Annotated in this window: 18 protein-coding genes and 2 tRNA genes; 5 read left to right on the top strand and 15 right to left on the bottom strand. The window is 71.7% G+C overall.

Annotation, left to right across the window (positions count from 1 at the left end; all coding sequences use genetic code 11):
- Positions 1-102: 102 nt before the first annotated feature.
- The 5 genes from ACZ6NC_RS27235 to ACZ6NC_RS27255 form a co-directional block, all read right to left on the bottom strand.
- The gene (locus ACZ6NC_RS27235) at positions 103-765 is read right to left on the bottom strand and encodes an ATP-dependent Clp protease proteolytic subunit (RefSeq protein ID WP_327676905.1); all 663 of its coding nucleotides are present in this window, start codon (positions 763-765) and stop codon (positions 103-105) included.
- Between the two features lie 59 nt (positions 766-824).
- On the bottom strand, positions 825-1442 hold the full coding sequence (locus tag ACZ6NC_RS27240; protein WP_305067940.1) for an ATP-dependent Clp protease proteolytic subunit: 618 nt from the start codon (positions 1440-1442) through the stop codon (positions 825-827).
- 278 nt (positions 1443-1720) lie between these two features.
- On the bottom strand, positions 1721-3124 hold the full coding sequence (gene tig, locus ACZ6NC_RS27245; protein ID WP_465736393.1) for a trigger factor: 1404 nt from the start codon (positions 3122-3124) through the stop codon (positions 1721-1723).
- A 254-nt stretch (positions 3125-3378) separates the two neighbouring features.
- Entirely contained in the window at positions 3379-4839 is a 1461-nt protein-coding gene (locus tag ACZ6NC_RS27250; RefSeq protein ID WP_465736394.1) for an MDR family MFS transporter, read from the bottom strand.
- A gap of 119 nt (positions 4840-4958) precedes the next feature.
- Positions 4959-5032 (bottom strand) — tRNA-Pro (locus ACZ6NC_RS27255).
- A 144-nt stretch (positions 5033-5176) separates the two neighbouring features.
- Here ACZ6NC_RS27255 and ACZ6NC_RS27260 point away from each other — a divergent pair.
- A tRNA-Gly gene (locus tag ACZ6NC_RS27260) sits at positions 5177-5250 on the top strand.
- 83 nt (positions 5251-5333) lie between these two features.
- On the opposite strand, the gene ACZ6NC_RS27265 is transcribed toward ACZ6NC_RS27260, so the two are convergent.
- On the bottom strand, positions 5334-5873 hold the full coding sequence (locus ACZ6NC_RS27265) for a DUF6197 family protein (protein ID WP_465736395.1): 540 nt from the start codon (positions 5871-5873) through the stop codon (positions 5334-5336).
- A gap of 202 nt (positions 5874-6075) precedes the next feature.
- On the opposite strand from ACZ6NC_RS27265, the gene ACZ6NC_RS27270 reads away from it, so the two are divergent.
- Positions 6076-6867, top strand: a complete 792-nt coding sequence (locus tag ACZ6NC_RS27270; RefSeq protein WP_465736396.1) for a DUF6348 family protein — start codon at positions 6076-6078, stop codon at positions 6865-6867.
- Between the two features lie 51 nt (positions 6868-6918).
- On the opposite strand, the gene ACZ6NC_RS27275 is transcribed toward ACZ6NC_RS27270, so the two are convergent.
- From ACZ6NC_RS27275 to ACZ6NC_RS27290, 4 genes are all read right to left on the bottom strand, one after another.
- Complete coding sequence (locus ACZ6NC_RS27275; RefSeq protein ID WP_360197031.1) at positions 6919-7113, bottom strand: hypothetical protein; 195 nt, start codon at positions 7111-7113, stop codon at positions 6919-6921.
- Positions 7114-7617: 504 nt separating this feature from the next.
- On the bottom strand, positions 7618-8760 hold the full coding sequence (locus ACZ6NC_RS27280; protein ID WP_465736397.1) for a PP2C family protein-serine/threonine phosphatase: 1143 nt from the start codon (positions 8758-8760) through the stop codon (positions 7618-7620).
- Between the two features lie 410 nt (positions 8761-9170).
- Positions 9171-9659: a ribose-5-phosphate isomerase gene (locus tag ACZ6NC_RS27285; protein ID WP_465736398.1), complete on the bottom strand. Its 489-nt coding sequence runs from the start codon at positions 9657-9659 to the stop codon at positions 9171-9173.
- 178 nt (positions 9660-9837) lie between these two features.
- Complete coding sequence (locus tag ACZ6NC_RS27290) at positions 9838-10452, bottom strand: biotin transporter BioY (RefSeq protein WP_465736399.1); 615 nt, start codon at positions 10450-10452, stop codon at positions 9838-9840.
- Positions 10453-10722: 270 nt separating this feature from the next.
- Between ACZ6NC_RS27290 and ACZ6NC_RS27295 the strand changes: the two genes are divergently transcribed.
- The gene (locus ACZ6NC_RS27295; protein WP_465736400.1) at positions 10723-12141 is read left to right on the top strand and encodes an amino acid permease; all 1419 of its coding nucleotides are present in this window, start codon (positions 10723-10725) and stop codon (positions 12139-12141) included.
- 70 nt (positions 12142-12211) lie between these two features.
- Here ACZ6NC_RS27295 and ACZ6NC_RS27300 read toward each other — a convergent pair whose 3' ends face one another.
- Positions 12212-12844, bottom strand: coding sequence for a mycothiol-dependent nitroreductase Rv2466c family protein (locus ACZ6NC_RS27300; protein WP_465736401.1), 633 nt, complete (start codon positions 12842-12844; stop codon positions 12212-12214).
- Between the two features lie 230 nt (positions 12845-13074).
- Here ACZ6NC_RS27300 and pepN point away from each other — a divergent pair, with 230 nt between their 5' ends.
- Entirely contained in the window at positions 13075-15660 is a 2586-nt protein-coding gene (pepN, locus tag ACZ6NC_RS27305) for an aminopeptidase N (protein WP_465736402.1), read from the top strand.
- 147 nt (positions 15661-15807) lie between these two features.
- Here pepN and ACZ6NC_RS27310 read toward each other — a convergent pair whose 3' ends face one another.
- The 4 genes from ACZ6NC_RS27310 to ACZ6NC_RS27325 form a co-directional block, all read right to left on the bottom strand.
- Complete coding sequence (locus ACZ6NC_RS27310; protein ID WP_465736403.1) at positions 15808-17112, bottom strand: glycoside hydrolase family 18 protein; 1305 nt, start codon at positions 17110-17112, stop codon at positions 15808-15810.
- Between the two features lie 157 nt (positions 17113-17269).
- Entirely contained in the window at positions 17270-19915 is a 2646-nt protein-coding gene (gene acnA / locus ACZ6NC_RS27315; RefSeq protein WP_465736404.1) for an aconitate hydratase AcnA, read from the bottom strand.
- A 252-nt stretch (positions 19916-20167) separates the two neighbouring features.
- On the bottom strand, positions 20168-20344 hold the full coding sequence (locus tag ACZ6NC_RS27320; RefSeq protein WP_465736405.1) for a hypothetical protein: 177 nt from the start codon (positions 20342-20344) through the stop codon (positions 20168-20170).
- A gap of 110 nt (positions 20345-20454) precedes the next feature.
- Positions 20455-21489 (bottom strand): hypothetical protein, encoded by a 1035-nt coding sequence (locus tag ACZ6NC_RS27325; protein ID WP_465736406.1) that lies wholly within the window; start codon positions 21487-21489, stop codon positions 20455-20457.
- Between the two features lie 30 nt (positions 21490-21519).
- Between ACZ6NC_RS27325 and ACZ6NC_RS27330 the strand changes: the two genes are divergently transcribed.
- Complete coding sequence (locus tag ACZ6NC_RS27330; RefSeq protein WP_465736407.1) at positions 21520-21879, top strand: hypothetical protein; 360 nt, start codon at positions 21520-21522, stop codon at positions 21877-21879.
- Positions 21880-21996: the final 117 nt, after the last annotated feature.

Consider the following 21996-nt stretch of genomic DNA (forward strand, 5'->3'; position numbering starts at 1 on the left):
TTCGATCCTCCCCCCCCCCCCCTCCCCCCCCCCCCCCCCTTCCCCCCCCCCCCCCCCCCCCCCCCCCCCCCCCCCCCCCCCCCCCCCCCCAGGGTGCCGACCTCAGGAGGTCAGCGAGGCCTTGCGGGTGGAGATGACCAGGTCGACGAGACCGTACTCGACGGCCTCCTCGGCCGTCAGGATCTTGTCGCGCTCGATGTCGTCGCGGACCTGCTCGACGGACTTGTTCGAGTGCTTGGAGAGCATCTCCTCCAGCTGCTCGCGCATCCGGAAGATCTCCCTGGCCTGGATCTCCAGGTCGGACACCTGACCGCGGCCGGTCTCGGTGTACGGCTGGTGGATCAGGATACGGGCGTTGGGCAGCGCCATCCGCTTGCCGGGGGTGCCGGCGGCGAGCAGTACGGCCGCGGCGGAGGCCGCCTGGCCCATGCAGACGGTGGTGATGTCCGGCTTCACGTACTGCATGGTGTCGTAGATGGCCGTCAGGGCCGTGAACGAGCCGCCGGGCGAGTTGATGTACATCTGGATCTCGCGGTCCGGGTCCATGGACTCCAGGCAGAGCAGCTGGGCCATGATGTCGTTCGCGGAGACGTCGTCCACCTGCGAGCCGAGGAAGATGATGCGCTCCTCGAACAGCTTGGCGTACGGGTCGTACTCGCGGATGCCCTGCGAGGTGCGCTCGACGAAGCGCGGGACGATGTAGCGGCCCTCGGCACGCATGTCCTCGACGCGTGCCTTGGCGCTGGACAGGCTGGGGATGTTCATGGGGGTTCTAGTCCTCCGGAGCGATGTGGCTGTGGTCTCGTGGGATCCGGGGCCGAGGCTCAGGCGCCCGTGCCGCCGCCGCCCGGGACGTCCGCGGCGCTGTGCATGATCGCGTCGATCAGGCCGTACTCCAGGGCCTCCTCCGGCGTGAACCAGCGGTCGCGGTCGGAGTCCGCGGTGATCTGCTCGAAGGACTGGCCGCTGTGGAAGGCGATCAGCTCGGACATCCGCTTCTTGGTGCGGAGCAGCTGCTCGGCCTGGATGCGGATGTCGGTCGCCGAGCCGCCGAGACCGGCGGACGGCTGGTGCATGAGGATGTTGGCGTTCGGCAGCGAGAAGCGCTTGCCCTTGGCGCCGGCGGTCAGCAGGAACTGACCCATCGAGGCGGCCATGCCCATCGCGATGGTGACGACGTCGTTCTTGATGTACTGCATGGTGTCGTAGATCGCCATGCCGGCCGAGATCGAGCCGCCCGGGGAGTTGATGTAAAGGAAGATGTCCTTGTCCGGGTCCGCGGCCAGCAGCAGCAGCTGGGCGGTGATCTTGTTGGCGATGTCGTCGTCGACCTGCTGGCCGAGGAAGATGATCCGCTCGTTGAGCAGCCGGTTGTAGACCTGGTCGCCCAGGCCGCCGAGCACGTCACCAGAGGCGGCGTGCGGCGCCATCGGGCCAGGCATCTGCATCTGCGGGAACGTCACTTAGCCACCTGCTCAGTCGATTTGGACGGTCGCTCCACGGCCGTCACGATGTCGCACAGCTTCCGGGTATCACGTCGTGATTGGTGCTGTCCATGGACCCTAACGCGCAGGCCGGGCCGCAGAATCCCTCACGCAGAACTGTTCGCTGTGAGCGCAGGGTTCACGGCGCGCCCCGCCCGGAACCGCGGGGAACACGGCGGGCCCGGACACCGTGTACGGCGTCCGGGCCCGCTGATGTGTCAGGGCAACCGGGGCGGTCAGGCCTCGGTCTTCTCCTCGGCCTCGGCCTCGGCGGCCGGGGCCTCGGCGGCGACGGTCTTGCCCGACTCGTCGGTCTCGTCGTCGTCGAAGTTGATCTCGTTGCCCTCGGTGTCGACGACCTTGGCGGCCTCGACCACGGTGGCCAGCGCCTTGCCGCGGGCGACCTCGCCGACCAGCAGCGGCACCTGGCCACCCTGGACGACCTGCTGCGCGAACTGGTCCGGGCTCAGGCCCGAGCCGGCGGCGCGGCGGATGAGGTGCTCGGTGAGCTCCTCCTGGTTAACACCCAGCTCCTCGTCGGCGACGATCTGGTCCAGGACGAACTGGGTCTTGATGCCCTTCTTCGCCTGCTCCTCGGTCTCCGCCAGGAACTCCTCCTCGGTCTTGCCCTGGGTCTCCAGGTAGGTCGCGAGGTCGAGGCCCATCGGCTCCAGCTGGTGGTGCTCGAGGTTGTGCTTGCGGGTCTGGATCTCGTCCTTGAGAAGCTTCTCCGGGAACTCGATCTCGACCAGCGCCAGCAGCGCGTCGAGCACCTTCTCCTGGGCCTGGGTGGCCTGGTCGTACTCCTTCATGCGCTCGAGGCGCTTGCGGGAGTCGCCGCGCAGCTCCTCCAGGGTGTCGAACTCGCTGGCCAGCTGGGCGAACTCGTCGTCCAGCTCGGGCAGCTCCTTCTCCTGGACGGCGGTGACGGTGACGGTGACCTCGGAGGTCTTGCCCGCCTGGGTGCCACCCTTGAGCTCGGTGCTGAAGGTCGCGGTGCCACCGGCCTCGAGGCCGACGACGGCGTCGTCGATGCCGTCGATCAGACGGCCCGAGCCGATCTCGTAGCTGACGCCGGCGGCGGTGCCGTCCTCCGGCACCTCGCCGTCGACCTTGGCCTCGAGGTCGACGACCACGATGTCGCCGGCGGCCGCGGCGCGCTCGACGTCCTTGACCGAGGAGAAGCGCTCGCGCAGCTGCTCCAGGGACTTGTCGACGTCCTCGTCGGTGACCACGATCGGGTCGACGGTGACCTCGATGGTCGAGAAGTCCGGGAGGGTGATCTCCGGGCGGATGTCGACCTCGGCGGTGAACTTCAGGTCACCACCGTCGGCGATCTTCTCGACACCCTCGATGTTGGTGATGTCGGGCTGTCCGAGAACCTCGATCTTGCCCTCGTCGACGGCCTGCGTGTAGAAGCGCGGGAGAGCGTCGTTGACGGCCTCCTCCAGCACGGCGCCACGACCGAAACGCTGGTCGATGACCCGGTTCGGGATCTTGCCCTTGCGGAAGCCCGGGACCGAGACCTGCTGGTTGATCTTCTTGTACGCCGCGTCGAGGCTGGGCTTGAGCTCCTCGAAGGGCACCTCGACGGTGAGTCGAACCCGGGTCGGGTTCAGAGTCTCGACGGCGCTCTTCACGGTTTGGTCTCCTATGGGCTTGCGGTCAGGTTGCCTCCGCCCTCCCCATGCCGCCGGCCGGGGCCGGTACGGGCGGGTCGGGCGAGACGGGCGATGGGCGGTTGGAGCTGCATCTCCCGTGGGGGGTGGACGGTGAGCGTGACTCCTCGCCCTCGTGCGGTTGACCTGGGTTGACGCCACAGGGACTACCGCCAGCGCCCCATCCTACCGGTACCACGAAAGGCGGACGCCAGGACGCCGCCGCCGGGCGGCGTTCAGCCCTTCCCGGCGGGCTCCGGGACGGCCTTCCCGGACGGCTCTCCGGTACCCCCCGCCGGTACCTGGCGCATGGTGGCGGCGGCGTCGGAATCCCGTACCAGCAAGGCGATCACGGCCGCCACGAGGGCCAGGCCGGCCGCGGTGAGGAAGGCGGCGCGGTAGGCGGTGAGGTTCGCCACGGGCGTACCCGAAGCGTTCACGGCGAGGGGGCCGACGGCGGTCAGCACGGTGCCGAGCACCGCGACGCCGAGCGCGGAGCCGAGCTGGCGCTGCGCGTTGTAGAGGGTGGAGGCGGCGCCGGTGGCGCGCGGGGTGATGGTGGCGAAGGCGGCGGTCTGCGAGGGCATGAAGACGTGCGACATCGCATAGCCGGTGAGGAACATGAGGGCGCGCACCGCCCAGAGGTTGCTGTCCGGCCCGATGGTGGCCATCAGGGCGAGGCAGCCGGCCACCACGGTGGCGCCGGCGACCAGGATCCGGCGCGGGCCGATCCGCGGGTAGAGGCGGCCCGCCACCTGGGAGGCGAGCATCACGCCGAGCGCCTCGGGGAACACCATCAGGCCGCTGTGCAGGGCGTCCATGCCGAGCGCGTCCTGCATCAGCAGCGGGAAGAGGTAGAGCATGCCGAGGAAGGCGGCGCCGGAGAAGAGCGAGAGGAGGTTGGTGGTGCGGAATATACGGTCCCGGAAGAGCCGCAGGTCGAGCATCGGCTCGGGGCGGCGCAGCTCGACCACGACCAGGGCCGCCAGCGCGAGCAGGCCGACGAGCGCCGATGCCAGGATCCGCGCGCTCCCCCAGCCCTCGGACGCGCCCTCGGAGAGCGCGTACATCGCCGCGCCGAAGCCGGCCGCGGAGAGCAGGAACCCGGCCGCGTCGAACCGGCCGGCCCGCTCGGCGCGGTAGTCGGGCAGGAAGAGCACGCCGAAGACCAGGGCGGCGATGCCGACCGGCACGTTGACGATGAAGACCCAGTGCCAGGACCAGCCGTCCACCAGCCAGCCGCCGAGCACCGGCCCGGCGGCTGGGGCGACCGCGGTGGGCAGCATCAGGATGCGGGTGGCCCGCATCCGCTCCTCCTGCGGGAAGGCGCGGAAGAGCATCGTCATCCCGACCGGGGTGAGCAGGCCGCCGGCCGCGCCCTGGAGGATCCGGTAGAGGGTGAGCGAGGTCATCGAGCCGGCCGCGCCGCAGAGCAGCGAGGCGACGGTGAAGAGGGTGAGGGCGGCGAGGAAGACCCGGCGGGTGCCGTAGCGGTCCCCCAGCCAGCCGGAGAGCGGGACGAAGACGGCCAGGCTGACCAGGTAGCCGACGTTGATCACGCCGACCCCGGCGGGGTCGGTGCCGAACTGGCGGCCGATCGCGGGCAGCGCCACGTTGACGATCGTGGTGTCCATGATCGACATGAACAGCGAGGCGACGAAGACGACTCCGACCGCGATCTTGGGGTTCATCCTCATCGGAGCTCCAGCTTTGGGTGAAAAATCAACCACCTACCATGCCGGACCCGCTCCGAAGATGCCAACGGAGCCCGAAGACGCCAACAGGGCCCCGCCGAGGACGAGACCCTGCCGCACTGTCGGGGTGACCGGATTCGAACCGACGGCCTTCCGCTCCCAAAGCGGACGCGCTACCAAACTGCGCCACACCCCGTGGTGCCGAGAGGAAGCGTACACGCCGGGCCCTGCCGGTTCGCCGACATATCCGAGGCCCTCACGACGAATGTGGTGTGCGCGGAGCCGACCGGACCAGGTACGCTGTTCCCGACCTTCCGTCCGGCGACGGCCGGGGGATCATGCGGGCGTAGCTCAATGGTAGAGCCCTAGTCTTCCAAACTAGTCACGCGAGTTCGATTCTCGTCGCCCGCTCCAACTGTCCGGCCCCGGAGAGACGTCACCGTCCCTCCGGGGCCGTTCGCTTTCCCGGCGACACCCTCCGACGGCTCGTCAGCCGGTCAGAGGCCGAGCCGTCCGGCCCGCGCGGCCGCCCGGTCGAGCAGTTGGTGGACGTCGGCCTGGCGGGTGGTCGGGCGGTCGTTGTACTCGTCCGGGGAGTTCGCCGGGCGGCCGGTGGCGTGCAGCACCTCCATCAGCTGGACCCGGGCGGTGCGGACGGTCAGCGGGGTGCCGTAGCCGTGGGCGAGGACGGCGGCCTGGGCGCCGAGCAGGCAGACCCGGCCGGCCTGGTCCCACATCGCGCCCTGCAGCCAGCCGTGGGCGCCGATGTAGCGGGAGGCGAGCCGCAGATGCTCGGCGGCGGTGACCGGCACCGGGCGGGCCGGGCGGCGCAGCGCCCTGTCCAGCAGGGTGGCCCGGGGCAGCGGGTGGCCGGCGTGCCAGGGCTGCACGGTGGAGCCGTGCAGCGGGACGTACGGGACCGGTGTGCGCGCCGGGGCGGGCAGCGAGGCGAGGTAGGCCTCGATCTCGGCGACCAGGCCGGAGCCGTCCGGGGTGAGGAGCGGTGGCGGAGGGGGCGTCAGGTCGGTGCGGGGCATGCGGTTCTCCAGGCGGTGGCCTACGGTTGCCGCTACCCAAACTGGGGCATTCAGGACATTCCCGCGACCGGAGGGGCCGGGGCCCAGGCTCCCGGGCGGTTTCCCGGTGGGGCTCCGGGCCGATAGCCTCGGCGGCGTTCGAGCGCAGTTTCGAAAACACTGCGAGCCGAGGCGGCTGCGAGCCCGAGGTGGAGGAGTACCCGTGCGTCCCCAGGACCGACTGGCCGTCATACAGCGCTGTGTGGTCCAGGAGATGGCGCGCTACGGGCAGGAGTTCACGGTCGACGGCGAGGTGGTGCGCGGGCCGGGCACCACGGCGGTGGCCGTCCGCGAGCACCCCGGCCAGGACGGCGCCGGCCACGTCGACCTCGGCTACGTCCTCCAACTCGGCCGCGCGGACGGGCCGGTGGTCTGGGACTGCGCGGCCGGCCTCGGCAAGACCGAGGAGGAGAAGCTCGCCAACGCGGTGCGGATGTGGGCGACCACCACCGCCTCGGCGCTGGTCGAACAGGAGCAGGGCCGGGGAGAGCACGGCGACCACGCCGACCACCCGGAGCTGCCGGGCTGGCACGCCGTCCAGGGGCCGGCGGCGGTGTTCGGGTTCGGCAACGAGCGGCTGGCCGGCTGGCTCGCGGAGCACCGGGTGCTGCCCGCGCTGGCGCCGGCGCTGCTGCCGGAGCTGGCCGGGGGCGCGCCGAACGGGGTGAAGCTCTTCCTCGGCGGCAAGGCGGGGGACGACGTCGCCGAGGTCCGGGTCAACGGCGAGGTGTCGGAGGCCGCCTCGGCGGCGCTGCGCGCGCTGGACTGGCCGCGCGGCGAACGCCTGTGCTGGGCCCGGCTGTTCGTGCTGCTGACGGCCCGCGGGACGACGCTGCGGCCGGCCACGCCGACGGGCGCCGCGGCACCCGCGGCGGTCCGGGCGCCGGCCGTGGCGGCGGCGCGGCCCCGGGGGCTGTTCGGGCGCTGGCGGCAGGCCAGACGGGCCGACCGGTGAGAGCCGGCCTGCGCCGCACCCGCCCCGGGCCCCGGACGAGGCCCCCGGGGGTCAACTGGCGATGTTGGAGATGCTCTTGGCGATCTGGGTCAGGAAGTCCTGGATCGGCTTGGCGGCCGTGCTCTGGTTGAGCATGAAGCCGAACAGGGCGGCCAGGATGAAGTGCCCGGTCTTCAGCTGCTTGTTGCGGATGAAGATGAAGCAGATGATGCCGAACAGGACCAGCGCGGAGACGGAGAGTGCCACCCGGACTCACTTCCTCGTTTCATAGCGGGGTGCCAGCGCCTGACAGCCCCTGCGAAGCCGGACCCCGGTCTGTCCGACGGTCCCGAGGCGGAACGGCAGTTCGTCCGACCTGTCCCGGCCGGGGGGAGAGCCCGCTGCGGCCGCACGGTGCCCGTCGTGCCGCACGTGACGCCCCCCATCCCCCGAATCCTGACCAGTCCCGCCCGGACTCAGTGTGGTCGACCGTGCCGGTTGCGTAAAGGTCTGGCTGTCAGCCGAACGCCGATATCCTGCGATGCGAGACGAGTTTCCGCCGACCGAGACGATAGCCGAGACGTTCTGACGAATCGTCGGCGGGGCCGCGCTGAGCGGCGGGGAAACGCCCGGCGGGCGGGACCGGAAGCGGCAGGTCCGGTCCGGTGACGGCAGGTCCGAAATGGCCGAAGATCAGCTCCCCGGCTTGACAGCACCTGCCCGCGGCATGTGCCCGGGCGAAGGCGGCCCGCCAGGACGGCCGGAGCGCGGTCAGTCGCGCCAGAGCAGCAGCACCGCGCGGTCGTCGTTGATGTCCCGGGCGACCGTCTCGATCAGCCGGGAGGCCGCGCCGATGCCGGCCCCGGGGCCCGCGCCGGGGACCAGCCGGTCGGCCTCGCCCATCAGCCGGTCCATGCCCTCGGAGAGGTCCCGGCCGGGCGCCTCGACCATGCCGTCGGTGCAGAGCAGCAGGACGTCGCCGCGGTTCAGCCGGCCGCGCACGCCCTCGAACTTGGCGCCGTCGTAGATGCCGAGCGCCGCACCCTCCGAGGCCTCCTTCGCCTCCCAGCGCCCGGCGCCGGCCAGCCGCTGCATGCCGGGCAGGTGGCCGGCCGAGAGCAGCTCGTACTCGCCGGTGTCCAGGTCCAGCACCAGGTGGACGGCGGTCGCGAAGCCCTCCTCCCAGGACTGCCGGAGCAGGTAGCCGTTGGCGGCGGGCAGGAAGTCGTGCGCGGGCAGCGAGCCGAGCAGGCCGCCGAAGGCCCCGGAGAGCAGCAGGGCCCGGGAGCCGGCGTCCATGCCCTTGCCGGAGACGTCCGCGAGGACCACCTCCAGCACCCGCTGGCCGGGGCCGGTTCGGGCGGCGACCACGAAGTCGCCGGAGAAGGACTGCCCGCCGGCCGGGCGCAGCGCCATGTCGGCGTGCCAGCCGTCCGGCAGCCGGGGGACGCGGCTCTGCACCCGCAGCCGCTCGCGCAGGTCGAAGAGCATGGTGGAGCCGCCCCACCAGGGGACGCCGACCCGGCTGCGGAACTGGGCCAGCAGCAGGCCGCCGACCCCGGCCGCGCCGACCACCAGGGCGGCGCCGGGGGTGACGCCGTAGGTGTAGGCGTCCGGGTCGGCACTGGCGACCCGCTGGCCGGTGTGGATCACGGACTCGGCGGAGAGGCCGAGCGCGGCCAGCGCGTACAGCACCACCAGGCTTCCCGGGCGCAGCAGCAGTGCGGCGGCCAGGATCGGCAGGACCAGCGAGGTGGGCGGGGCCCAGGCGGGGATCCAGATGTTGAGCAGTATCAGCAGCGGGACGAGCAGGGCGAGCGCGCAGAGCACCGGCCAGTCGGCGGCGCCGCCGCGGAAGTAGTCGACACCGGCCGTGCGCAGCCTTCGGCGGACCCGGCGGAGTCTCTTGCGCAACCGGGCCGTCACGGGGTCGGACGCCGTGGCGGCGCCGGGCCTCGTCGCAGTCGTCTGGGGCGGTGTGCCCGGCGGTCTGCCAGCCATGGGGACCGACCATATCCACGGTTGCGGCCCGGCGTCGACGGCTCGGGCACGGGCGGCGCCGCCGTGGCGCGGCCGCGTCAGCGGGTTTCGGCCGATTGCGGCGGGCACCGTCCGCTACGTCAGGAAGCGTGTGCCGGTTGGGCGTACGAACCACGCGGGCGGCACATGCGCCCCGCGCACGGGGCCGTTCGTACGCCGGTCGGACGGGGCGGGCGCTGTGGCCGATCACACAGGGGCGCACGCCCGCACGGACACGCCGGCCGGCGGCGCTGCGGGAGCGCGGCCGGCCGGCGGGAGGGTTCGACGGGGTGGAACGGCGGGGCTCAGCCCTGCTGCGGGTGGTGGGCCGGGATCGGCGGGAGCTCACCGGTGGTCTCGTACTCGCTCAGCATGTCGATCCGGCGGGTGTGCCGCTCGTCGCCGCTGTACGGGGTGTTGAGGAAGATCTCCACGAACTTGGTGGCCTCCTCCTCGGTGTACATCCGGCCGCCGATGGAGATCACGTTGGCGTTGTTGTGCTCGCGGCCGAGCGAGGCGGTCTGCTCGCTCCAGGCCAGCGCGGCACGCACGCCCTTCACCTTGTTGGCGGCGATCGCCTCGCCGTTGCCCGAACCGCCGATCACGATGCCCAGCGCCTCCGGGTCGGCGGCGGTGCGCTCGGCGGCCCGCAGGCAGAACGGCGGGTAGTCGTCGAGGGCGTCGTAGATGTGCGGCCCGCAGTCGACCGGCTCGTGGCCGGCCCCCTTCAGCCACTCCACGAGGTGGTTCTTCAGTTCGTATCCGGCATGGTCGGAGCCCAGGTAGACGCGCATGGCACGAGTGTGGCATGCGCGTCTACCGAGGCCGTGCAGGGGGCCGAGCGAGCCGAAGGGCCGGCCGGTACCGAAAGGGAGACGCGAGGAGGCCCCGAGGGACGAGGGCCCTGGAGCGCCGACCGTCGGACCGGGCCCGAGCATCCCGGAGGAGAGCCGAGGCCCGGAAAGAGGGGATTCAGCGGCGGCCGAGGAGCTTCCAGGCGAGCGGCAGGGCGCCGGCCGCGAGGGCCGCCTTCAGGGCGTCGCCGACCAGGTACGGGTAGAGGCCCAGCTCGGCGGCGCGGGCCAGCGGGACGTCCAGCGAGAAGGCGAGGTAGGGCACGCCGACGGCGTAGATGGCGAGGCTGCCGAGGACCATGGTGACGGCGGTGTTCACCGGGGTGCGGTCGGCGCCGCGGCGGGCCAGCGCGCCGGTCAGGGCGGCCGCCACGACGAAGCCGAGCACGTAGCCGAGCGAGGGCATCGACCAGCCGGAGGTGCCCTCGGCGAACCAGGGCAGGCCCGCCATGCCGGCCAGCAGGTAGAGGCCGAGCGAGGCGACGCCGCGGCGGGCGCCGAGCGCGGTGCCGACCAGCAGGGCGGCGAACGTCTGGCCGGTGACCGGGACCGGGGAGCCGGGGACGTTCACCGAGAGCTGGGCGGCCAGGCCGGTGAGGGCGGCACCGCCGGCCACCAGGGCGAGGTCGCGGGCCTGGGCGCCGAGCCGGGTGGAGGCGGCGGGCAGCAGGTCGGCGAGGACGCCGCGGCTCAGTATCGGGGTGCTGGCGGTCGGGGTGCTGGCAGTGGCCATCGGGGATTCCTCTGATGATCAGGTGAGTGAACATCTGTGAACCTACGCGGTGATCGCCGCCGGCACCGCCAGGGAACCGGACAAAGCCCGGAAGGCGCTCCTTGTCGGATCCGACCCACCGAGAACGACGGAACGTGATGGTTCCGGCCATTCTCCGTCACGATCCGGTCCGCATTCTGGGCCCGGGCCGGACATTCTTGGCATGGACAACCGCGTCCCCGGATATTGGGCAGCTCGCACCGCCATCCGAACAGTCTGGATCCCCACCCCATGGCCCGTACCTCCGCGCCCCCGGCGCCCGGGACGACCTCCCCCGCCGACACCCCGGCCGACGGCGGCCGGCAGCTCTCGCACGGCCTCAAGCAGCGCCACCTCTCGATGATCGCGCTCGGCGGGGTCATCGGCGCCGGCCTCTTCGTCGGCTCCGGGGCGGGCATCGCGGCGGCCGGACCCGCCATCATCCTGGCGTTCACCCTCTCCGGCCTGCTGGTCATGCTGATCATGCGGATGCTCGGCGAGATGTCGGCCGCCCGCCCCGCCTCCGGCTCCTTCTCGGTCCACGCCGAGAAGGAGATCGGCCCCTGGGCCGGGATCACCGCCGGCTGGATGTACTGGGTGATGCTCTGCTGCGGCGTCGCCGCCGAGGCCACCGCCGCCGGGAAGATCGTCAACGGCTGGGTCCCCGGCGTCTCCGCCTGGGTCTGGGTCGGCCTCTTCATGGTCTTCTTCTGCGCCAGCAACCTGACCGCGGTGAAGAACTTCGGCGAGTTCGAGTTCTGGTTCGCCGCGATCAAGGTCGCCGCGATCATCGCCTTCCTGGTGCTCGGCGCGCTCGGCGTGGCCGGGGTGCTCGGCCACGGCGCCCCCGGCACCACCAACCTCACCGGCCAGGGCGGCTTCCTGCCCACCGGCGTCGACGGACTGATCGTCGGCCTGCTCGCCTCGGTCTTCGCCTACGGCGGCCTGGAGACCGTGACCATCGCCGCCGCCGAGTCCGACGACCCCAAGCGCAACGTCGCCAACGCGGTGCGCACCGCGGTCTGGCGGATCGCGATCTTCTACATTGGCTCGATGGCCCTGGTCGTCACCCTGGTCTCCTGGAAGGACCCGTCGGTCGTCGAGAACGGCCCGTACGTGACGGTCCTCCAGCACCTGGGCGTGCCCGGCGCCGGCGCCATCATGGAGACCGTGGTGCTGATCGCCCTGCTCTCCGCGATGAACGCCAACATCTACGGCTCCTCCCGGATGGCGTACTCGCTGGTCTCCCGCGGCCAGGGCCCCAAGGTGCTGGCCAAGGTCAGCGGCGGGGTGCCGCGGGCGGCCGTGCTGGCCTCCTGCCTGTTCGGCTTCGGCGCGGTGCTGGCCGGCAAGTTCTGGCCGGACACCGTCTTCACCTGGCTGATGAACACCACCGGCGTCGCCATCCTGGTGGTCTGGTTCTTCATCTGCGTCGTCCAGCTGAAGATGCGCCGCCGGCTGGAGCGCGAGTCACCCGAACTGCTCACCGTCAAGATGTGGGGCTACCCGTACCTGACCTGGATCGCGATGGCCGCCGTGGTCGGCATCCTCGCGCTGATGACCACCACCGAGGGCAACCGGCAGCAGCTGTACGCGGCCGGCGTGCTGGTCGCCCTGCTCATCGGCGCGGGCCTGCTCAAGCAGCGCCGGGACGCCGCACGCACCGCGTAGCGCACGCGCGAGGGGCCCGGTACCGCTTCGGCGGTACCGGGCCCCTCGCGCTGTGCGGACCCGCCCGGGGTCACTCGAAGGACGGGCCGGCGGTGCGGGTGCGCTTGATCTCGTAGAAGCCCGGGGTGGAGGCGACCAGCAGGGTGCCGTCCCAGAGGCGGGCGGCGGCCTCGCCGCGCGGCGTCGGGGTGACCACCGGGCCGAAGAACGCGACACGCTCGCCGTCCACGCCCTCGACGGCGATCACCGGGGTGCCGACGTCCTCGCCGACCAGGGTGATGCCCTCCTTGTGGGACAGGCGCAGGGCCTCGTCGTACACGTCCGTCCCCGCCGCGTCGGCCAGCTCGGCCGGCAGGCCGGCGGCGACCAGCGCCGCCTCGATCGTCTCGCGGTTCTGCGGCAGACCCTGGTTGTGGAACCGGGTACCCAGCTCGGTGTAGAGCCGGCCGAGCACCTCGTCACCGTGCCTCTCGGCGGCGGCGATGCAGACCCGGACCGCGCCCCAGGCGTTGTCCAGCAGCGTGCGGTAGTGCTCCGGCAGGTCGCGGCCCTCGTTCAGCACCGACAGGCTCATCACGTGCCACCGCACGTCCACCGGGCGCAGCTGCTGGACCTCGATCAGCCAGCGGGACGTCATCCAGGCCCACGGGCAGGCCGGGTCGAACCAGAAGTCGGCGGTCTTGCGGTCAGCGGCAGTCGTCACAGCGGTGGTCTTCCTCGGAGGTCGGGCGGCAGAGGTGGGCGGCGCCCCGCACGGGGCTCCCCCGCTGCCAACATCCGCCCGGAGCCGCTGATTCCGGGCCCACACCGCGACTTGTGCAATGGTACCGGCGCAAAGGGCGTGAAAGGATGCCTCCGCAGCACTACAGCGCAGCACCTGACCGCAGCAGCGAAGACCGCACCACCGTGCGTGCCGGACAAAGGAGTACCGCCGTGCCGGGCAAGAACCTGAGCCGCGACGAAGCCCAGCAGCGGGCCAGCATCCTGGCCGTGGACAGCTACCAGGTCCGGCTGGACGTGACCTCCGCCCCCGACCCGGCGGCCGCCACCTTCCGCTCCACCACCACCCTCGCCTTCCGCTGCTCGGAGCCCGGCGCCTCGACCTTCCTCGACCTGCTGGCCCCCGCGGTCCGCTCGGTCACCCTGAACGGGCGCGCGCTCGACCCCGCCACCGCCTTCGACGGCGCCCGCGTCCACGTCGACGGTCTCGCCGCGGAGAACGTCCTGGTGGTCGACGCCGACTGCGCGTACAGCCGCACCGGCGAGGGCCTGCACCGCTTCACCGACCCGGTCGACGGCGAGACCTACCTCTACACCCACTACGAGCCGGCCGATGCCCGCCGGGTGTTCGCCACCTTCGAGCAGCCCGACCTGAAGGCACCGTTCTCCTTCACCGTCACCGCCCCCGCCGCCTGGGACGTCCGCTCCAACGCCGTCCACGAGAGCGTGACCGAGGACGGCAGCGGGGACGCCGCCGCGCGCACCTGGCAGTTCGCGCCGACGCAGCCGATCTCCACCTACCTCACCGCCGTCGTGGCCGGCCCGTACCACGTGGCCGGCGACCACTACAGCCGCACCCTCGCCGACGGCACCGTGCTGGAGATCCCGCTCTCCGCGCTCTGCCGCAAGTCGCTCGCCCCCTACTTCGACGCGGACGAGATCCTCGGCGTCACCAAGGCCGGGCTCGACTTCTTCCACGAGGCGTTCGACTACCCGTACCCGTTCGGCAAGTACGACCAGGCGTTCGTCCCCGAGTACAACATCGGCGCGATGGAGAACCCGGGCTGCGTGACCTTCCGCGAGGAGTTCATCTTCCGCTCGAAGGTCACCGACGCCGCCTACGAGGGCCGGGCCAACGTCATCCTGCACGAGATGGCGCACATGTGGTTCGGCGACCTCGTCACCATGCGCTGGTGGGACGACCTCTGGCTGAAGGAGTCCTTCGCCGACTTCATGGGCTCCTACGGGCTGATCGGCGCCCGCACCCGCTACTCCTCGGCCTGGATCACCTTCGCCAACCAGCGCAAGGCCTGGGCCTACCGGCAGGACCAGTTCCCCACCACCCACCCGATCACCGCCGACATCCGGGACCTGGAGGACGCCAAGCTCAACTTCGACGGCATCACCTACGCCAAGGGCGCCTCGGTGCTCAAGCAGCTGGTGGCGTACGTCGGTTCGGAGGCGTTCTTCGAGGGCGCCCGCCGCTACTTCAAGCAGCACGCCTTCGGCAACACCGAACTGGGCGACCTGCTGGGCATCCTGGAGGAGACCAGCGGCCGCGACCTCACCGCCTGGGCCGCCGCCTGGCTGCAGACCGCCGGCGTCAACGCGCTCACCCCGCAGGTCACCGTCGACGCCGAGGGCCGGATCACCGAACTTGCCGTCCTCCAGGACGCCGGCAACGGCAACGCGCTGCGCCCGCACCGGATCGCGGTCGGCCTCTACGACCGGGACGCCGACGGCGCGCTGGTGCGCACCGACCGGATCGAGCTGGACGTCACCGGCGCCCGCACCGTCGTCGCCGGGGCCGCCGGCCGCCCCCGGCCCGCCCTGGTGCTGCTCAACGACGACGACCTGACGTACTGCAAGATCCGCTTCGACGGCGAGTCGCTGGAGACGCTGCGCACCGGCCTCGGCGACATCCAGGACGACCTGGCCCGGGCGCTCGCCTGGTCCGCCGTCTGGAACCTGACCCGGGACGGCCTGATGCCGGCCCGCGACTACATCGCCCTGGTGCTGCGCTTCGCCGGCCAGGAGTCCAACATCGGCGTGCTGCAGTCGCTGCACAGCCAGGCCAAGAGCGCCGTCGACCTGTACGCCGCCCCGGCCTGGCGCGGCGAGGGCGGCCGGCTGCTGGCCGACGGCGCGCTGCGCGAGCTGCGCGACGCCGCCCCCGGCAGCGACCACCAGCTAGCCTGGGCGCGCTTCCTGGCGCAGACCGCCAACGGCTCCGAGCACCTCGGCCTGGTCCGCGGCCTGCTCGCCGGCACCGCCCGGATCGACGGCCTGGACGTCGACCAGGAGCTGCGCTGGTCGCTCTGGCTGACGCTGGCCGCGGCCGGCCAGGCCTCCGACGAGGAGATCGCCGGGGAGCTGAAGGCCGACAACACGGCCAGCGGCAAGCGCCAGTACACCCAGTGCCTGGCCGCCCGGCCGACCCCGGAGGCCAAGGCCGCCGCCTGGTCCGCCGTGATCGACTCGGACGAGCTGCCCAACGCCCTGGTCGAGGCCAACATCGCCGGCTTCGCGCTGCCCGCGCACCGCGACCTCACCGCGCTGTACGCGGCGCCGTACTTCAAGCTGCTGGAGCGGGTCTGGTCCGAGCGGACCATCGAGATCGCGATGCGGATCGTCGGAGGCTTCTTCCCGCACGCCCAGGTCAGCGAGGCGACGCTGGCCGAGGCGGACGCCTGGCTGAGCGGCCACCCGGACGCGGCGCCCGCGCTGCGCCGGCTGGTGCTGGAGCGCCGGGACGACCTGGCCCGGGCGCTGCGGGCGCAGGCCTGCGACGGGATCTGATGCCCCTGCGGAGCAGAGCGGCCAGGGCCCGCCGCGAGTGATCGCGGCGGGCCCTGGCCGGTTTCTCCGGCCTGCGGGCCTGCGGTGTGCGGGCGTGCGGTGTGCGCGGCTGCGGTGTGCGCGGCCTGCGCGCCTGTGCTCCTGTGGTCAGCCGCGCTGGAGGCCGCGGTCGATGGCGGCGACCATCGTGCCCTTGGCGTCGTCGCCGTCCAGCGCCCAGACCATCACGCCGCCCAGGTCGTTCCACCGGGCGTAGCGGGCCTTCTGGGTGATCACCTCGGGGGTGTCGTAGCTCCAGAAGGTGGTGCCGTCGTACTTCCAGCTCGCGCCGTGGTCGCGGTCGGTGTAGACCTTGCCGGGCTGCGCGGCGACCTCCTTGTAGGTGAGGTCACCGGTCGCGGCGGTGGCCGGCTGGTACAGGCCGTTCCGGTCGCCGGCCGGTACGCCCGTCCAGCCGTGGGCGTAGAACGGCACGCCGAGCACGAGCTGCTCGGAGGGCAGGCCGCGCTCGACGTAGTGCTCGACGGCCTTGTCCGCGCTGCGCTGCCGCGGCTCCGGGTCGGTCGGGTCGGAGTAGAGGTTGGCGTGGTGGTTGGTCGGGCCCTTGCCCTCCCACGGGCCGTGCAGGTCGTAGGTCATCAGGTTGAGGAAGTCGACCGAGCGGGACAGCTGCGGCAGCTCCAGCCGGTCGGCGACGGTCTCGTTGGCGGCGACGGCCGCGGTCAGCAGGTAGTGCGGGCCCTTGCGGCCGCTCTGCTGGTCCAGCTGGCGGCGGAACTCCTGCATCAGCAGCGTGTAATTGCGGCCATCCTCGGGGCGCACGACGTTGCCGCCGTCACCGCCGCCGCCCGGGTACTCCCAGTCGATGTCGATGCCGTCGAAGACGCCCGCGCCCACGCCGGTGCCGCCCTCGGGGGAGCCGGCGAGCTTCGGCAGGTTGCCCTTGATGTACAGGTCGATGCAGGACGAGACGAACTTCCTGCGGGAGGCGTCGGTGGCGGCCGCGTCCGAGAAGTACTTGGACCAGCTCCAGCCGCCGAGTGAGATGACCGCCTTCAGCTGCGGGTTCTTCGCCTTGAGCTTGCGCAGCTGGTTGAAGTTGCCCTTGAGCTTCTGGCCGGCGGTGTCGGCCACGCCGTCCACCGACTGTTCGGCGCTGTACGGGCGCTGGTAGTCGCTCAGGGCGTCGCCCAGGCCGGCGTCGTTGGTCTCGAAGCAGGTGCCTTCGGCGGAGACGTTGCCGAAGGCGTAGTTGATGACGGTGAGCTTTCCGGCCTGGCCGGACTCCTGCACCCGCTTCGCGGAGCTGTCCGCGCCCCACTGGGTGAAGTAGCCCACCCGCTGCCCCTTCAGCTTCGGGCCGTGGCCGCGGTCATGGGCGGACGCCGTGGGGGCGGCGATCGCGGAGGCCACCGTGACGGCGGCGAGGAGGGCGGCGGTACGACTGAGCATGCGCATACGAGAAGACCCATGGCTTTCTCTGAATCAGCATCAAGTGGTCTGGACCAAGCTGAGACAGAGGTTTAGTCCATTTGGTCTGGACATACAAGAGGCCGGACCGCGTGGACGCGGTCCGGCCTCTTGGCACTACTTCAGCGGCTACGCCTGATCAGCCGATGAGGCTGCGCAGCACGTACTGCAGGATGCCGCCGTTGCGGTAGTAGTCCGCCTCGCCGGGGGTGTCGATGCGCACGACCGCGTCGAACTCGACGTCGCCGGCCTTGACCTTGACGGTCGCCGGGGTGCGGCCCTCGTTGAGCTCGGTCACGCCGGTGAAGGAGAAGGTCTCCTCGCCGGTCAGGCCGAGGGACTCGGCGTTCTGGCCCTCCGGGAACTGCAGCGGCAGGACGCCCATGCCGATCAGGTTCGAGCGGTGGATGCGCTCGTAGGACTCGGCGATGACGGCCTTGACGCCCAGCAGCGCGGTGCCCTTGGCGGCCCAGTCGCGGGACGAGCCGGAGCCGTACTCCTTGCCGGCCAGGACGACCAGCGGGATGCCGGCGGCCTGGTAGTTCTGCGAGGCGTCGTAGATGAACGACACCGGCGCGTCGGCCTGGGTGAAGTCGCGGGTGTAGCCGCCCTCGGTGCCCGGCGCGATCTGGTTGCGCAGGCGGATGTTGGCGAAGGTGCCGCGGATCATCACCTCGTGGTTGCCACGGCGCGAGCCGTACGAGTTGAAGTCGCGCTTCTCCACACCGTTGGCGGTCAGGTACTGCGCCGCCGGGGTGCCCGGCTTGATGTTGCCGGCCGGGGAGATGTGGTCGGTGGTGACCGAGTCGCCCAGCTTGGCCAGGACGCGGGCGCCGGCGATGTCCGTCACCGGGCTCGGGGTCTTCGCCATGCCCTCGAAGTACGGGGGCTTGCGGACGTAGGTGGACTCGGCGTCCCACTCGAAGGTGTTGCCGGTCGGGACCGGGAGCGACTGCCAGCGGTGGTCGCCGGCGAAGACATCCTGGTAGCCCTTGTCGAACATGGCCTCGTCGATGGAGCCGGCGACAGTGTCGGCGACCTCCTGCTCGGACGGCCAGATGTCGGCGAGGAAGACGTCGTTGCCGTCGGCGTCCTGGCCCAGGGCGTCCTTGGTGATGTCGATGTTCATGTTGCCGGCGAGGGCGTAGGCGACCACCAGCGGCGGCGAGGCCAGGTAGTTCATCTTGACGTCGGGGTTGATCCGGCCCTCGAAGTTGCGGTTGCCGGAGAGCACCGAGACGACGGCCAGGTCGGCCTCGTTGACGGCGGCCGAGACCTCCTCGGGCAGCGGGCCCGAGTTGCCGATGCAGGTGACGCAGCCGTAGCCGACCAGGTTGAAGCCCAGCTTCTCCATGTACGGGAGCAGGCCGGCCTTCTCGTAGTAGTCCATGACGACCTTGGAGCCGGGCGCCAGGGTGGTCTTGACCCAGGGCTTGACGGTCAGGCCCTTCTCCACGGCCTTCTTCGCCAGCAGGGCGGCGCCCAGCATGACGGAGGGGTTGGAGGTGTTGGTGCAGGAGGTGATCGAGGCGATCACGACCGCGCCGTTGTCGATCTGGTAGCTCGAACCGTCGGGGGCGGTGACGGCGGTCGGCTTCGAGGCCTCGGCCGAGTAGGTCGGCAGCGCCTCGGCGAACCGCTCGGCGGCCTCGGCCAGGATCACGCGGTCCTGCGGGCGCTTCGGGCCGGAGATCGACGGGACGACGGTGGAGACGTCCAGCTCCAGGTACTCGGAGTAGACCGGCTCGACCGACGGGTCGTGCCAGAGGCCCTGCTCCTTGGCGTACGCCTCGACCAGGGCGAGCTGCTGCGCGTCGCGGCCGGTGAGCTTCAGGTAGTTGATGGTCTCGGCGTCGATCGGGAAGATCGCACAGGTCGAGCCGAACTCCGGCGACATGTTGCCGATGGTGGCGCGGTTGGCCAGCGGGATCGCGGTGACGCCCTCGCCGTAGAACTCGACGAACTTGCCGACCACACCGTGCTTGCGCAGCATCTCGGTGATGGTGAGCACCAGGTCGGTGGCGGTGGTGCCGGCCGGCAGCTGGCCGTTGAGCTTGAAGCCGACCACGCGCGGGATCAGCATGGAGACCGGCTGGCCCAGCATCGCGGCCTCGGCCTCGATGCCGCCGACACCCCAGCCCAGCACGCCCAGGCCGTTGACCATGGTGGTGTGCGAGTCGGTGCCGACACAGGTGTCCGGATAGGCCTGGCCGTTGCGCACCATGACCGTACGGGCCAGGTGCTCGATGTTGACCTGGTGGACGATGCCGGTGCCCGGCGGGACGACCTTGAACTCGTCGAACGCGGTCTGGCCCCAGCGCAGGAACTGGTAGCGCTCCTTGTTGCGGCCGTACTCGATCTCGACGTTCTGGACGAAGGCGTCCGGGGTGCCGAACTTGTCGGCGATGACGGAGTGGTCGATGACCAGCTCGGCCGGGGCCAGCGGGTTGATCTTGGCCGGGTCGCCGCCCAGCTCCTTGACGGCCTCACGCATGGTGGCGAGGTCGACCACGCACGGCACACCGGTGAAGTCCTGCATGATCACGCGGGCCGGGGTGAACTGGATCTCCTGGCTCGGCTGGGCGGTGGCGTCCCAGCTGCCGAGGGCGCGGATGTGGTCGGCGGTGATGTTCGCGCCGTCCTCCGTGCGGAGCAGGTTCTCCAGCAGCACCTTGAGGCTGTACGGCAGCCGCTCGGAACCCTCGACGGCGGAGAGCTTGAAGATCTCGTACGACTCGTCGCCCACCTGCAGCGAGCTGCGGGCGTCGAAGCTGTTCGCGGACACGACTGACTCCTTCTAGGTGCTTCGTGCGGTATCCGGCCGCCACGGTGGTAAGGTCAGCCTTACTTAGGCTTACCTTGCCCGCACCGCCGGTGAGCGCCTCTCGGCAAGTATCTTGATGTCGAGATATATCGTAAGGGGCGTTTATCTCGATGTCGAGATAAACCATAGTGCATGGCGCCGCGGACACCACCGCAGGCATGCCCTGAACACTGTCCTACCGCGTGCGACCGGCCCGGCGCTCGTCGGGGCGCCTCACTCCCCGCCGGGACCGCGCTTCTTGCGCTCCAGCCGGATCAGCCACACGGCCCCCGCCACCACCGCGGCGGCCACCAGCAGCACGGCGATCAGACTGCCGTCGGATCCGCTGGGCTCGGGGGCGATGTCGGCCAGCAGGGCGGTGGTGCCCGCATTGATGGATGCGGTGGTCATCGGGACTCCTCGGGTCGGGTCTGTCGGGGTCGGGTGGGTCTGGGTCGGGTCTGTCGGTGTCGGGTGGGTCGCTGCCGGGGCCAGGTGGATCTGCGTCGGGTCTGTCGGTGTCAGGCCTGTCGGATCGGTGGGGCGGGCGGCTCGGTCCGGGTGCCCCCCAGGCCGAGAACGAGCGTCAGCAGCACCGGGAACTCCAGGTAGGCGTGATAGCTGGCCAGCGCCGCGTACAGCGTCCGGCCCTGCGCGTAGTCCGACGCGAACAGCACCGCCAGCAGGCCGCCCGCCACCGCACCCAGCAGCCAGGCCCGCCCGCCGCGCAGCGCCGGCAGCCGCCGCTCGAACGCCCCGGTCGCGTCCGGCGCGTACCTCGGCAGGAACCACACCCAGACCACGTAGTGCATCGACTGGAGGAAGGCGAAGACCGCCAGGAAGCGCAGCCCCACCCCGGGCGTCAGCCACCCCGGCGGGGTGTACGCCACCGCCAGCTTCGCCGTCCAGCCCGTCCAGCCGGCCCCCGGCGACAGCCAGCCGTCCAGCGCCCCGGCCAGCAGCAGCACCGGTACCAGCACCACCCAGCCGCACTGCAGCGCCAGGAACGCCGCCCGGCCCCGCACCAGCCGGCGCGACCACTCCCACAGGAACAGCAGCGGCACCACGTTGTGCAGATGCGCCAGCACCACGAAGTGGTACGCCGGGAACGCCAGCGAACCGGCCGTCGCCACCGCCAGCACCGCCCCGCTCCCGGCCAGCAGCAGCGGACGGCGGCGCAGCGCGAACCAGCAGGCCGCGGCCAGCAGCCCGTACGCCAGCAGGATCTCCGCGCCCTGAGCGACCGGGTGCGGCACCAGCGAGGGCGGCACCAGGCGGCAGAACACGATGCCGGTCACCAGGACCAGCAGCAGCCGCAGCAGCGGCCCCGCCAGCACGGCGGCGAACCGGCCGGCCACGTAGCGCAGCTCCAGCACGTTGTGCAGCACCCCGAACGCGGCCAGGCCGAGCACCGCCAGCCCCGCCGGCGCGCGCAGCGCCAACGCCAGCGCCAGCCCCACCGCCAGGGCGAACCCGGCCGGCGGCGCGGCGCCCAGCCGGACGGCCGGGCCGGCGACGGTCCTCGCGGCCGTCTCCTCCACGGTGGCGATGGCCACGCTCCCCCTCCTCGTGACACGATCCCCGCCGTGCCCTATCCCCTGGCCCTCGCCCTCACCCTGCTGGTCGAGGTACCGCTCTACACCGCCGCCCTCACCCGGGCCGGCGGTGTCCGCCCGGCCCGTGCGGCGGTGGCCGCCGTCCTGGTCAACCTGGCGACGCACCCGCCGCTCTGGTGGTTCCTGAGCCACGGCCCGTGGTCCACCGGATCCGCCGCAGCGTACTGGACCGCCTTCGGGCTGGGCGAAGCCGCAGTCTGCGCGGTCGAGGCGGCGGTGCTGCGGCCGCTCACCGGGCTGAGCCTGCGCGGGCCGCTGCCCTGGGCGACCGCCGGGACGGCCAATGCGGCCTCGGTGCTGGCGGGGCTGCTCGTCGCCGCGGCGTCGTAGGGCAGCGGGTTTCTCGTCGGGGGCCATAGGCGGCGGGTTTCCCGCCCTGGCGTCGTAGGGCGGCGGGTTTCCCGACCTGGCGTCGTAGGGCGACGGGTTTCCCGCCGGTGGTCGTAA

It is taken from the genome of Kitasatospora sp. NPDC041988 (assembly GCF_055588525.1).

Bases quoted from the DNA above. Each gene is read 5' to 3' on its own strand.
- ACZ6NC_RS27235 (WP_327676905.1), bottom strand. From the start codon at position 765: ATGAACATCCCCAGCCTGTCCAGCGCCAAGGCACGCGTCGAGGACATG.
- ACZ6NC_RS27240 (WP_305067940.1), bottom strand. From the start codon at position 1,442: ATGCCTGGCCCGATGGCGCCGCACGCCGCCTCTGGTGACGTGCTCGGC.
- ACZ6NC_RS27250 (WP_465736394.1), bottom strand. From the start codon at position 4,839: ATGAGGATGAACCCCAAGATCGCGGTCGGAGTCGTCTTCGTCGCCTCG.
- ACZ6NC_RS27265 (WP_465736395.1), bottom strand. From the start codon at position 5,873: ATGCCCCGCACCGACCTGACGCCCCCTCCGCCACCGCTCCTCACCCCG.
- ACZ6NC_RS27285 (WP_465736398.1), bottom strand. From the start codon at position 9,659: ATGCGCGTCTACCTGGGCTCCGACCATGCCGGATACGAACTGAAGAAC.
- ACZ6NC_RS27290 (WP_465736399.1), bottom strand. From the start codon at position 10,452: ATGGCCACTGCCAGCACCCCGACCGCCAGCACCCCGATACTGAGCCGC.
- ACZ6NC_RS27295 (WP_465736400.1), top strand. From the start codon at position 10,723: ATGGCCCGTACCTCCGCGCCCCCGGCGCCCGGGACGACCTCCCCCGCC.
- ACZ6NC_RS27310 (WP_465736403.1), bottom strand. From the start codon at position 17,112: ATGCTCAGTCGTACCGCCGCCCTCCTCGCCGCCGTCACGGTGGCCTCC.
- ACZ6NC_RS27320 (WP_465736405.1), bottom strand. From the start codon at position 20,344: ATGACCACCGCATCCATCAATGCGGGCACCACCGCCCTGCTGGCCGAC.